Below are 12,348 nucleotides of genomic sequence, written 5' to 3'. Positions count from 1 at the left end.
GTCAGGTGTGCGCTCGCGGAGCCGTCATCAGCAGCCCGCCGAGCAGCGCCAGCACCGCCAGGAACGGCCCGGCGCCGGGCACGAAGCCGCCGACCGTCAGCGTCAGCACGCCACCGCCCACCAGCCCGGCCGCGACGAGCATGCCGCGCCAGTCCGCCGGCCCGTACGGCAGCGCCGGCGGCGTCTCGAACCTGGCGAACGCCTTCAGCAGCGGCCACAGGACCAGGCACAGCAGCCCGAACCAGATCGGCCACCCGGCGAACCACAGGACGCTGCCCGGCCGCGGCGTGTCCACGCCCAGCAGGACCACCACCACCCCGGTCACCGCGAACAGCGCCGGCATGTGCCACAGGTACATCGTCATGATCCGCGGCCCGGCCCAGTCCAGCAGGCGGGTCACCGGCAGCCGCACCAGCGCCGGGCGCAGCCACCCGGCCAGCCCGACCTGCCCGAGGCCGACGGCGAGCATGGCCAGCGTGGGCGGGGCCATGTTGGACACCTCGGCGCCGGGCAGGCCGATCATGCTGCCCGGGTACGGCCCCAGCGCCACCAGCAGCGCCGCCGCCCCGAACCCGCCGGCCGCGAGCAGCCACGGCCGCCGCAGCCGTCCCTCGGCGTAGAAGAAGCCGAGCTGGTGGACGGCCATCCAGACGAACACCACGTTCAGATAGCCCACGGCCTCGAACCCGGTCGAGAAGCGGGCCACGTCCGTCAGCACCGCCCCGGCCGCCAGCGCCATCGGGACGCGTACGCCGTACCGGGCGTGCAGGCGCAGGGCGTACGGGGTGGCCAGGACGGCGATCAGGTACACGGCCAGGAACCACAGGAGCTGCCCGGTCAGCTTCGCGCCCACCGCCAGCGGCTGCTGCGGCACCCCCAGCGACAGCAGGACGTGCGGCAGCGGGATCCACACCGCCGCCAGCGGCAGCAGCGGCCAGGCCAGCCGGCGCAGCCGCACCGCCAGCCAGGCGGGCGCGCCCTTGGCCGAGCGGCCGAAGCTGATCGCGTTGGCCGCGCCGCCCGCGAAGAACACCAGCGGCATCACCTGGCTGAGCCACGTCACCACCCACACGCCCGGCGTGGACAGCGCGTTGCCCGTGGTCAGCCGGCCGCCGTCGTAGTCGAGGACCGGGATCGTCCAGTGCTGGAAGACGATGAGCGCCATGCCGAGCACGCGCAGCAGGTCGATGAACGGGTCACGGACCGCCGGGCGCGCGCCCGCCGTCCTGCGCGGAACGGCGGCTGCGGGGACGGGACGGTCCAGCAGGGCGGTCATGGCGGGCCTCGATTCGCGGGAAGGAGCCTCGCGGGGAGTCGCGGGGAGTCGTGGGGATTCGCGGGCATTCGTGGGGAAGAGCTGATGCGTACAAGGCTTCCGCCCGGAGCCCGTTCGCACATTGCCGCGAGCCGCCGTCCTGTGGTCAAGAACCCACCACCGGCTCCGGTAGGGCCAGCCCTACCCCCGCACACCGGAACACCTGCTCGTACCGGGCGCGGCGACGTCATACCGTTGAGCCCATGCGCTCCCTGACGAGGCGTGTCCTTCTCGACACCCGCTACACGCTGGTCGGCTTCCCGACCACCCTCATCGGCTTCGCGCTCATGCTCGTGGGCTTCGTCGCCGGTCTGGGCACCGCGGTTCTGTGGATCGGGGTGCCGCTGCTGGCGGGCACGCTGCTCATCGCGCGCGGCTTCGCCGACGCGGAGCGCGGCTGGCTGTCCGACGTGCTGCGACGGCCCCCCGTACGGCCCCGCTACAAGCCGGTGCCGCCCGGCGCGGGCCGCTTCCGCCGGATCGTCAACCCGATGACGAGCGGGCAGTCCTGGCTCGACCTGCTGCACGGCATCCTGAACCTGCCGTTCGCGATCATCGGCTTCGTGCTCACCGTCGTGTTCTGGGCGATCCCCCTGGCCGGCCTGACCTGGCCGATCTACGGCTTCTTCACCTCGCGCATCCCGGGCAACCAGGAGCTGCCCGAGCTGCTCGGCTTCGACACCAATTTCTGGGGCAACGCGCTCTTCTACGTCGGGCTCGGCCTGGTCTTCCTGCTGATCATGCCGTTCGCCGTACGCGGGGCCGCGCTCGTACGGGCCGGGCTGGGCCGGGCGCTGCTGACCGGCGTGGCCGAGCTGCAGGAGCGGATCGAGGACCTGGCGGAGGGCCGCGCCGCCGCCGTCTCCGCCGAGGCCAACGCGCTGCGCAAGCTGGAGCGCGACATCCACGACGGTCCCCAGCAGCGGCTGGTCTCGCTGGCCATGGAGCTGTCGAGGGCGCAGCGGCAGATGACCAAGGACCCCGACGCGGCCGAGGCCACCATCAAGTCGGCCATCACCGCCACCCGCGAGACGCTCGACGAGCTGCGCGCGCTCTCGCGCGGCATCGCCCCGCCCATCCTGTCCGACCGCGGCCTCGCGCCCGCCCTGGCCGCGCTGGCCGGGCGCTGCACCATACCCGTCGACCTGGACGTGCAGACCGTCGAGCGCTACCAGGCGGCCGTGGAGAACGCGATCTACTTCGTCTGCGCCGAGACCCTCACCAACGTGGCCAAGCACAGCCGCGCCACCGTCTGCACGGTCCAGCTCGTCCGCCTCGGTGACGTCCTCATGCTCACGATCGGGGATGATGGGGTCGGCGGCGCGCACGTCGCCAAGGGACATGGGCTGGCCGGGCTGGCCGATCGGCTCCGCGCCGTCGACGGGGAGCTGACCGTGCAGTCGCCCGTCGGCGGGCCCACAGTGATCGTGGCGGAGGTGCCGTGCGGGTAGTCGTGGCCGATGACGCGGTGCTGATCAGGGAGGGCCTGGTCAGATTGCTCGAGGAGTTCGGCTGCGAGGTGGTGGCGACCGTCGGCGACGGCGACGCCCTCGTCGAGGCGATCGCCGAGCACCGGCCCGACGTGTCGGTCGTCGACGTGCGCATGCCGCCGTCGTTCACCGACGAGGGGCTGAGGGCGGCGGTGGCGGCGCGGCGGCGCGTGCCCGGCGCGCCCGTGCTGATCCTCTCGCAGTACGTCGAGGTCTCCTACGCCGACGACCTGCTCGCCGACGCCCGTGGCGCGGTGGGTTACCTGCTGAAGGACCGGGTCGTCGACGTGGACGAGTTTCTGGAGGGCCTGCGGCGCGTGGCCGCGGGCGGCACGGTGTTCGATCCGCAGGTGGTGTCCCAGTTGATGGTCCGCAGGCGTAAGGACGACCCGCTGGCGCAACTCACGCCCCGCGAGCGGGAGGTGCTCGGGCTGATGGCCGAGGGGAAGTCCAACCCGGCCATCGGGCGCCAGCTCGTGATCAGTGACGGCGCCGTGGAGAAGCACATCAGGAGCATCTTCAACAAGCTCGGCCTCTACGCGGAGGACAGCGACCAGCATCGCCGGGTGCTCGCCGTGCTGACCTACCTGCGTTCCTGACCGCCCTTCCCGTCGTCACCCGTCCCTCGGCGCGGCCCGCCGTCGAGCGGGGCGGCTCCGCTCGGCGGTCACTCCCGGCCGGTGAGGGGGTGGCCGGCCGGTCCGCGCGACGTCGCGCGCGCGGACCTGGCGGCTCGGAGGTCAGCCGAGCGCGTCGACCAGCTTCTTGCGCTGCTGGGCGCCCAGGCCGCCGAGACGGCGCTTCTCGTCGACGCCCGCCTCCTCCATCAGCGCGGTGGCCTTGGCCGGGCCCACGCCCTTGACGGCGCGCAGCGCCTGGGAGACCTTGATCTTCTTCGCGATGTCGTCGTCGCGCTCCAGCAGTTGAGCGAACGTCAGCTCGCCCGCCTTGACCTTGGACAGCAGAGCCGTGCGCGCGGCACGGGCCTCGGCGGCCTTGGCCAGAGCGGCTTGACGCTGCTCGGGGGTGAGAGTGGGAAGTGCCATCTCAGTTCTCTCCTCGGGGAGTTCTTACGTTCGGGTCGTGTGACCCGTGGTGCTGGCTAATCATGGCGGATACCAGGGGTTCGTGTTGCGGAAAGCGCCCGCTCAGCGGCTGGCCCACACCGAGGCGGCCGCTTCCGCGCAGGCCACGTCCTGTGTCACCGTGCCCCCGCTGACGCCGATGCCGCCCGCCACGTACGCTGCTCCGCCGTAACCCGACCAGAGCGGAATTCCACCACCGAAACATACGAAACCGGACCCCGCCAGGCCCGCCAGCTCCCCACCGGGACCGGTCAGCGCGGGCAGCTCGGAGGTGGGCCTGCGCAGGGCCACGGACGTGTACGCCTTACCCCGCGCGAGCGTCGGCCCCGAGACCTCCGCACCCTCCATACGCTGGAAAGACACCAAATTTCCACCCTCGTCGACGACCGCGACGGAGATCGACGCGCCCTCGCGGAACGCCTGCTTCATGGCCGCCTCCGTCATGCGGAGCGCGAGTTCGAGATTCACGCGGCCCTTCCCTCGGATCATGATGGTTCACGCGCCTTGGACCCTTCCATGCGTACAGGGCTCGCGCCGGGCGCGGCAAGATCGCCGATGCGACTTCGAAGCGGAGGGCTTATAGCGGCCTTTCCCCGCCCAGGGTGGAATGCGTCACACTTTGCCGGTCGGGCGTGTCGCGACGCTGGTCAGGGTGGTCTTTGCGCCAGAGTTCAAGACCGCCGGTCGTGAGGAAAGCGTCGAAGACCGACTCCATGGCGCCCAGGAGCGAGCCGCGCCAGCCGAGCGCCGAACCCTCGATCCTGGGCGGCCGGTCGCGCCGGATCGTCATGAGGAGCGGCTCGCAGGCCGCGAGGAGGGCCGCTCCGGCCCGCTCGCGCAGCTCCACGCCGTGCCCGGACAGCGTGACCACCTCGGGGTCGTGCGCGTTGACGAGGGCGGCGATGCCGCGCCCCAGCGCCTCGGTGTTGGCCCTGACCGCCTCCTGGCTCGTCGCCAGCACGCGCTCGGCCTGCTCGCGCCCCCTGCCGCCGCCGTAGGCGAGGCCGACGTGGCGCAGCAGGGCGTTGGCGCCGACGTCCATGGCCCAGCAGCCCCTCGCGCCGCACAGGCAGGGACGGTCGCCCCCGCCGAGCGGCATGTGGCCCAGCTCGGCGCCGATGCCGCTCGCGCCCGCGACGGGATGGCCGTCGACCACCAGCACGCCGCCGGGGTCGAAGTCCACGTGCAGGTGCAGGCCGACGCGCACCCCCTGGAGCCGGCCGCGCCGCGCCTCGGCCAGTGCCGCGAACGCGGTGTCGTTGCCGATGACGGGCACGCCGGGGCCCTCGCCCGGGGACGGCGAGGGGAGGCCCAGGAGGGCGGGGACGTCGACCGAGCGCCAGTTCAGGTGGGCGATGTCCACCAGGCCGTGGTGGCGTACCGGGCCGGCCAGGGCGACCCCGATGCCGATCGCCCGGTGCCCGAGGCGGCGGCGGTGCGCGGCGACGGCCTCGCCCAGCGGCCCGAGCGCGTCCTGCGGCGTCCCGTCGTGCGGGCGCACCGCGAGGACCGTGACCCGGCCGCCCAGCTCGCACGCCGCCAGCTCCCAGGCGTCCTCCCTGACGTCGGCGGCCAGCGCGACGGGCCCGCCGGGATGCGGCCCAGGCACCAGCGTCGGCCGCCCGCGCGTGTGCTCGGCGGCGGGCTCCTCGTGCAGCAGCTCGTCCTCGGCCAGCCCGGCGACCAGCACCGAGGCCGTCCCCCGTGCCAGCCGCAGGTCTCGGGTGAGCTGCGACCTGGTACGGGTCGCCCCGCAGTCGTGTACGGCGCGCAGCAGCCTGACCCGGTTGTGCGCGCGAAGCTCGCCACTCGTCGTAGCACCGTTCACGGGTCACAGTTTATGCTCTAGCCGTGAACAAAAGCCTCATCGATGCCAGACGTGCTCGTGTCGGAGTTTTCTCCTTCTTCTTCCTGGCCGGGTTCGTCATGGGACTGTGGGCCGCCGGGCTGCCGTCGCTGAACGACCGGCTCGACCTCGGCCCCGGCAGGCTGGGCAGCGTCCTGCTGCTGATCTCCGGCGGCGCGCTGGTGTCGATGCTGGCGGCCGGGCCGCTGGTGGACCGGTTCACCAGCCGGCGGGTCTGCTGGTTCGCCGGGCCGTTCTCCGGCCTGGTGCTGCTCGGGCCGGCGCTCGCCCCCTCGTACGGGGCGCTGGCGGTGCTGGCGGTGCTCTTCGGGATCGGGCTGGGGGTGACCGAGGTCGCCATCAACGCCCACTCCGTCGAGGTCGAGCGGCGCTACGGGCGGCCCATCATCTCGGCCTTTCACGGCACGTGGAGCCTGGGCGGGGCGACCGGGGGCGGCGTCACCTCGCTGGCGCTCCAGGCCGGGCTGGACGCGCAGTGGCTGCTGATCGTGGCGGCCGTCGTGGTGCCGTTCCTGTACCTGCCCGCGGCGCGGCTGCTGCTGCCCGGCACGCCCGTGCACGAAAGCTCCGCCGAGGCCGCGTCCGGCTCGGGCGACTCCCTGCGCTGGGGGCTGATCGCGTTGCTCGGGCTGGCCGCGTTCGCCGGGCACCTGAGCGAGGGGGCGGCCATCGACTGGGCCGCGCTGCACGCCCGGTGGGTGCTGCTGACCGATCCGGCCATGGCGCCGCTGGCGTACACGATCTTCTCGGTGGCCATGACGACCGTGCGGCTGCTGGGCGACCCGATCAGGGCGCGGCTGGGCTCCGCGCGGACGATCCAGCTCGCCGGCCTCTTCGCCACCTGCGGTTACGCCCTGGTGCTCCTGTCGCCGGCGGTCTCGGAGCCGCTGCGCGTGGCGTGCGCGTGGACGGGCTGGGCGCTGGCCGGGATCGGCCTGGCCACGGTGGTGCCGGTGCTCTTCAGCGCGGTCGGGGCGGCCGGTGGCCGGGTGGGCAGGGCGCTGGCCATGGTGACCGCGTTCGGCTACTCCGGGCTGCTGATCGGGCCCGCCGTGCTGGGATACGTGGCCGAGTCGGCGTCGCTGCCGGTGGCCCTGGTCATCCCGGCCGTGCTGGCCGTCGTCGTGCCCCTCACCGGCGCCCCGGCCATCCGCGCCCTGCTGCGGCACTCGGCTCCCGTTCCTGCGGCGGTCCCAGGCGCGATCCCGGGCGCGGTTCCAGGGGCGGTCCCAGGGGCGGTCGCAGCCGTGGACCCCGCGCGGGAGGCGGGCGGCGAGCCCGCGCCCGCCCGCGACTGACGCCGTCAGGCCCGGCGAACGCGCCCGCCGGGCCTCGGCGCCGCATCGTCACGGTTTTGGGCTGGGGGTTGCGGAGAGCGCCTCTGACCTGGTGTTATGCGATCGTGACTTGACCTGCAAGTTACATCCGGATTTCATGTCCCCACACCGTAAACGTTTACAGGCAATCTGGCCGTAAACGTTTACATGGCGATGGAAGGACTGACCTTGGCCGACGGACCCACGATCAACACGATCGCCGAACGCGCCGGCGTCTCGATCGCCTCCGTCTCGCGCGTCCTGAACGGCCTGCCCACCAGGCAGGAGACCGTGCGCAAGGTGATGGCCGCCGCCGACGAACTGGGCTACGTACGCAACGCCGTGGCCAGGTCGCTCAAGTCGCGCCGCACCCACCAGGTCGCCTTCGCCATGGCCGACGTCGGCAACCCGGCCTACCTGGCCATGCTCCGCGAGATCCAGCCGGTGCTGAAGTCCGCCGGCTACCGGCTCGTCCTGCACTCCACCGACGCCGTCGTGGCCGACGAGATCGACGTGCTGCACAGCCTGGGCGAGCGGTACGTGGACGGCCTGATCATGAGCCCGCTGCGCGTCACCGAGGCCCACCTGGAGCTGCTGGCCGCCGCCAGGGCCCCCGTCGTGATCATCGGTTCGGTCCCGGACGGCACGCGGGTGGACAACGTACGCGCCGACTCGGGCACCGGCGTCCGGCTGGCGATCGACCACCTCTACGCGCTCGGCCGCCGCCGCATCGCCATGGTCAACGGCCCGCTCGACACCGTGCCCGGCGCCGCCCGCGGGGCCGCCTACCGGGAGGCGCTCGGCGACCTCGGCCTGCCCTACGACGACGACCTCGTGCAGATCGGCGACTTCTACCGCGCCGAGGGCGCGCGGGCGGTGGCGGAGCTGCTGGCCAGAGTCCCCGGCGTGGACGCGCTGATGTGCGCCAACGACCTGATCGCGCTCGGCGCCCTCGACGTGCTGCGCGCGGCGGGCAGGCGGGTCCCCGAGGACGTGGCGGTGGTCGGCATGGACGACACCGATCTGGCCGCGGCCTCCTGGCCGTCGCTGACGAGCGTCTCCCTCGGCTCCGCAGAACGCGGCAAGGTGGCCGCCGAACTGCTGCTGGACCGGCTGCGGGGTGACGGCGGCGAGCCCCGGCGGGTCACCGTCCCGCCCCACCTCGCGGTAAGGGCCTCCACATCCGGCCCCGCACACGACCCCACGCCCGATCCCGGGCACGGCGACACCGACGGACGGACGGACAGAAAGGGGAGCGGCGCGTGACGGCGACCGCGACGAGACCCGCGCCGCCGCGCAGGCCGCGGGCGAAGCGCCGCGCGACCTCGCGCCGCACGCGCGAGATGTGGGTGCTGATGCTGCCGGCGCTGGTGCCGGTGGCGCTGTTCAGCATCGGCCCGCTGCTGTACGGCATCGGCCTGGCGTTCACCGACGCCCGCAACACCCGCGTCCACGAGACGAGCTTCGTGGGCCTGGAGAACTTCACCCGGCTGCTCGGCGACGACGACTTCTGGTCCTCGTTCCAGATCGGCGCGATCTGGGCCGTCTCGGTGACCGTGCTGCAGTTCCTGGCCGCGCTCGGCCTGGCGCTGCTGCTCAACGAGAAGCTGCGGTTCCGGGGCCTGGCCAGGGTGCTGTCCGTGGTGCCGTGGGCGATGCCGCCCGTGGTGATCGGCCTGATGTGGAAGCTCGTCTACCACCCCGACGCCGGCCTGCTGAACGACCTGCTCGGCACCCAGGTCAACTGGCTGGCCGACTTCTCGCTCGCGCTGCCCGCGATCATCGTGGTCGGCATCTGGACGGGCATGCCCCAGACCACGGTGGTGCTGCTCGCGGGCCTGCAGAGCGTCCCCAAAGAGCTGTACGAGGCGGGCGCGATGGACGGCGCGGGCACCTGGCGGCGCTTCTGGAACATCACGCTGCCGCAGCTCCGCCCCGTGATCGTGGCGATCACCTCGCTCGACTTCGTGTGGAACATCAACCAGTTCGGCCTGGTCTACGTGCTCACCCAGGGCGGTCCCGGCGGCCGGACCCGGTTGCCGATGCTGTTCGCCTACGAGGAGGCGTTCAGGTACCGGATGGCCGGTTACGCCTCGATGCTCGGCCTGGCGATGGCCGTCGTCGTGCTCGCGGTGCTCGGGCTCTACCTGTGGCGTCAGATGAGGGAGGCCAAATGAGACGCGTCGCGCAGTACGCCGCCCTGGTCGCGTACGTCGCCTTCCTGGCGTTCCCGCTGCTGTGGCTGCTGTCCACGGCGCTGAAGACGCCGCAGGAGATGGCGCTCACCGACCCGACGTGGATCCCGCGCGAGCCCACGCTGGCCAACTTCGGCGCCGCGTTCGGGGAGCAGGACCTGGTCGGCGCGGCGCTGCGCAGCCTGGTCGTGGCGGTGTTCGCGAGCGTGATCACGGTGTTGATCTCGCTGCCCGCCGCCTACGCGATGGCCCGTTACCGCGGCCTGGTCAGCAGGGTCGCGATCGGGTGGGTGCTGGTCAGCCAGGTGTTCCCGTTCATCCTGATCATCATCCCGCTGTTCATGATCCTTCGTGACCTGGAGCTGGTGAACACGCTGCCGGGGCTGGTGGCCGTGCATGTCACGTTCACGCTGCCGTTCGCGCTGTGGATGCTGCAGGGATACGTCCGCGCGGTGCCGCCCGAGCTGGAGGAGGCCGCGGCCACGGACGGCGCGAGCCGGCTGCGCTCGATCGTCACCGTGGTGGCCCCGCTGCTCGCGCCCGGCGTGGTGGCCACGCTGCTGTTCTCGTTCATCTCGTCCTGGAACGAGTTCATGTTCGCGCTCGTGATCCTGCAGGACCCCGAGGTCATGACGCTCCCGCTGACGCTGGTGAGGTTCACCGGCCCGGAGGGGGTGGCCAGGCTCGGCCCGCTGGCCGCGGCGTCGCTCATGGCGACGATCCCGAGCCTGATCTTCTTCGCAATCATCCAGCGGCGCCTGAAGTCCGGCCTGATGGCCGGCGCCGTCAAGGGCTAGGAGGCTCTTATGCGAATCAAGTCCGCTCTGGCGGTGGCGGCCGTGCTCACCCTCGCCGCCGCGTGCGGCGGGGGAGGCGGCGGCGAGGCATCGTCGTCGTCCCCCAACGAGCCGGTCAAGATCGATTTCCTCAGCCTGGCCTGGCAGAAGGAGTCCGTCGCCGCGAACAAGCAGATCGTGGACGAGTGGAACAAGGCCAACCCCCTCATCCAGGTCACCTACGTCCAGGGGAGCTGGGACAACGTCAACGACCAGCTCGTCACCCAGTTCGCGGGCGGCACGGCGCCCGACGTCATCCACAATGACTCGCCCGCGTTGTCCGGCTTCGCCGCCGACGGCTACCTGCTGGACCTGAAGGACAAGGTGCCCGCCGAGCTGAAGGGCGACATCCCGCAGTCCGCCTGGGACACCGTCACCTTCGACGACGGCAAGGGCGGCCAGGGCGTCTACGGCGTGCCGTTCCTGCAGGAGTCGCAGGTCATCATCGCCAACAAGAAGCTGCTGGACGAGGCCGGGGTGCGCATCCCCACCACGGACAGCCCGTGGACGTGGGACGAGTTCTCCGCGGCGGCCAAGAAGATGACCAAGGACGGCACGTACGGCGTGGCCTGGGCCATGAAGTCGCCGGTCAACAAGACGCTCAACCTGGCGCTCAACTTCGGCGGCACGTTCTTCCAGACCGCCGGGGGCAAGACCACCGTCAAGGTCGGCCCCGAGGAGCGCGAGGTGCTCCAGCGCATCCACGACCAGCTCCACAAGGACAAGTCCGCCGACCCGGCCGCGCTCGGCCAGGGCACCGCCGACCCGCTGCCGGCCTTCTACCAGGGCAAGTTCGCGCTGCTGCCCGCCGGGGTCTACCTGCGTCAGCAGGTCGTCGAGCAGGCCCCCGACGGCTTCGAGTGGGTCACGCTGCCCGCGCCCAAGGGCACCAGCGCCGAGCAGGGCGCGGTCTCGCAGACGCTGTCCGTCGCGCAGGAGAGCGAGCACCCGGCCGAGGCCATGAAGTTCATCTCGTTCTTCCTGAACGGCGCCAACCAGGCCAAGCTCGCCAAGGGCGACTGGCTGCTGCCGACCTCCCAGACGGCCGCCGCCGACCCGGCGATGACCACGAAGGACAACGGCTGGGACGTCGCCACCGCGTCGGCGAAGAACCTGGTCGTGGCCCCGTTCCTGAAGGTCAACGGGTTCGACGAGTGGAAGAGCAAGGTCGCCACGCCCGTCCTGCAGGAGTACTTCGCCAACAAGATCACCCTCGACGAGGCGGCGGCCAAGCTGGTCGAGGAGGGCAACCAGGTGTTGGAGCGGTACCAGCGGTGACTTCCTTGCGTGACAGGGCCCGGGGGTGCCTGCTCGGCCTGGCGGCCGGCGACGCCCTCGGGGCCCCGGCCGAGAACCTGTCGCCGTCGGAGATCCGGCGGCGGTGGGGGCGGCTCACCGAGATCGAGGGCGGCGGGACCGACGACACCGAGTACGCGATCTTCGCGGCCTCCCTGCTCCTCCGGCACGGGCACGCGCTGACCGCGGCCGACGTGGCGGCGGCGTACCGGGCCGAGATCATCCCCAGGGTGACCGGGCCCATGCGCGGGGCGGGTTTCTCCGAGCTGGGCACCATCGAGGCGCTGCGTCGCGGCCTGGAACCGCCGCTGACCGGGCTCGTGCACGCGCACGGCTGGTCGGACGGCCTGGCGATGCGGGCCGCCCCCTACGGGATCTTCTGCCCGGGCGACCCGGACGAGGCGGCCCGGCTGATGGCGCAGGACGGGCTGGTCAGCGGTTCTGACGAGGGCGTGCTCGGCGGGCGCGCGATCGCGGGCGCGGTGGCGGCGGCGATGGCCGGGGCCGCGCCGGGCGAGGTGGTGGAGGCCGCGCTGTCGGTCATCCCCGCCGACTCGTGGACGGCCCGCGACGTCGTACGCGCCCGAGCGGCGCTGGCGCAAGGAGACGATCCCGTCGAGGCGCTGCACGAGGCCGTCGTCGTCCGGCACTACCCGTGGACCGACCTCGCCCCCGAGGCCGTCGCCCTGGCCCTGGCCGCCTTCCTGGCCGGGGACGGCGACGTCGAGGCGGCCGTGACGTTCGGGGTGAGCCTGGGCCGCGACGCCGACACGATCGGCGCCATCGCCGGGGCCGTGGCCGGGGCGAGCAGCGGCGAGCGGGGCGTACCCGCTCGCTGGGCCGCCAAGATCGGCCCCGTGACGGGCAAATGCCTGCCCGTCGTGGCCGGAAGACATGTGCTGGACGTGGCCGACGAACTGGCCGACGAACTGGCGGAAAGGCTGTAGA

Annotated in this window: 12 protein-coding genes; 8 read left to right on the top strand and 4 right to left on the bottom strand. The window is 72.4% G+C overall.

Going from position 1 to position 12,348, the window contains the following annotated elements; translation table 11 throughout:
• Position 1: 1 nt before the first annotated feature.
• Complete coding sequence (locus tag ACZ6S0_RS00975) at positions 2-1,276, bottom strand: acyltransferase family protein (protein ID WP_465912543.1); 1,275 nt, start codon at positions 1,274-1,276, stop codon at positions 2-4.
• A gap of 242 nt (positions 1,277-1,518) precedes the next feature.
• Here ACZ6S0_RS00975 and ACZ6S0_RS00970 point away from each other — a divergent pair, with 242 nt between their 5' ends.
• Positions 1,519-2,766, top strand: a complete 1,248-nt coding sequence (locus tag ACZ6S0_RS00970; RefSeq protein ID WP_465912542.1) for a sensor histidine kinase — start codon at positions 1,519-1,521, stop codon at positions 2,764-2,766.
• A complete protein-coding gene (locus ACZ6S0_RS00965) occupies positions 2,757-3,404 on the top strand; it encodes a response regulator transcription factor (RefSeq protein ID WP_344892655.1) in 648 nt (215 codons plus the stop codon). Before ACZ6S0_RS00970 ends, ACZ6S0_RS00965 begins: the two co-directional genes overlap by 10 nt.
• Positions 3,405-3,545: 141 nt before the next feature.
• Here the strand turns inward: ACZ6S0_RS00965 and mihF are convergent, their stop codons facing one another.
• The 3 genes from mihF to ACZ6S0_RS00950 form a co-directional block, all read right to left on the bottom strand.
• A complete protein-coding gene (gene mihF, locus ACZ6S0_RS00960; protein WP_344892658.1) occupies positions 3,546-3,851 on the bottom strand; it encodes an integration host factor, actinobacterial type in 306 nt (101 codons plus the stop codon).
• A 102-nt stretch (positions 3,852-3,953) separates the two neighbouring features.
• Positions 3,954-4,358 carry a GlcG/HbpS family heme-binding protein gene (locus ACZ6S0_RS00955; protein WP_465912541.1) on the bottom strand — a complete coding sequence of 135 codons (405 nt, stop codon included), beginning with the start codon at positions 4,356-4,358 and terminating at the stop codon, positions 3,954-3,956.
• 109 nt (positions 4,359-4,467) lie between these two features.
• The gene (locus ACZ6S0_RS00950) at positions 4,468-5,718 is read right to left on the bottom strand and encodes an ROK family protein (protein WP_465912540.1); all 1,251 of its coding nucleotides are present in this window, start codon (positions 5,716-5,718) and stop codon (positions 4,468-4,470) included.
• A 23-nt stretch (positions 5,719-5,741) separates the two neighbouring features.
• Between ACZ6S0_RS00950 and ACZ6S0_RS00945 the strand changes: the two genes are divergently transcribed.
• The 6 genes from ACZ6S0_RS00945 (at position 5,742) to ACZ6S0_RS00920 (ending at position 12,347) form a co-directional block, all read left to right on the top strand.
• Positions 5,742-7,055, top strand: coding sequence for an MFS transporter (locus ACZ6S0_RS00945; RefSeq protein ID WP_465912539.1), 1,314 nt, complete (start codon positions 5,742-5,744; stop codon positions 7,053-7,055).
• 207 nt (positions 7,056-7,262) lie between these two features.
• Positions 7,263-8,339, top strand: coding sequence for a LacI family DNA-binding transcriptional regulator (locus ACZ6S0_RS00940; protein WP_465912538.1), 1,077 nt, complete (start codon positions 7,263-7,265; stop codon positions 8,337-8,339).
• Entirely contained in the window at positions 8,336-9,250 is a 915-nt protein-coding gene (locus ACZ6S0_RS00935) for a carbohydrate ABC transporter permease (protein ID WP_465912537.1), read from the top strand. The genes ACZ6S0_RS00940 and ACZ6S0_RS00935 overlap by 4 nt, the downstream gene beginning before the upstream one ends.
• Positions 9,247-10,065 (top strand): carbohydrate ABC transporter permease, encoded by an 819-nt coding sequence (locus tag ACZ6S0_RS00930; protein ID WP_465912536.1) that lies wholly within the window; start codon positions 9,247-9,249, stop codon positions 10,063-10,065. The genes ACZ6S0_RS00935 and ACZ6S0_RS00930 overlap by 4 nt, the downstream gene beginning before the upstream one ends.
• 9 nt (positions 10,066-10,074) lie before the next feature.
• Positions 10,075-11,382: an ABC transporter substrate-binding protein gene (locus tag ACZ6S0_RS00925; protein ID WP_465912535.1), complete on the top strand. Its 1,308-nt coding sequence runs from the start codon at positions 10,075-10,077 to the stop codon at positions 11,380-11,382.
• Positions 11,379-12,347, top strand: coding sequence for an ADP-ribosylglycohydrolase family protein (locus ACZ6S0_RS00920; protein WP_465912534.1), 969 nt, complete (start codon positions 11,379-11,381; stop codon positions 12,345-12,347). Before ACZ6S0_RS00925 ends, ACZ6S0_RS00920 begins: the two co-directional genes overlap by 4 nt.
• Position 12,348 lies beyond the last annotated feature (1 nt).

The sequence above is a fragment of the Nonomuraea sp. NPDC051298 genome, assembly GCF_055586305.1.
Note: the sequence above shows the minus strand (reverse complement) of the source record. Positions and strands in the feature narration are given on the sequence as shown.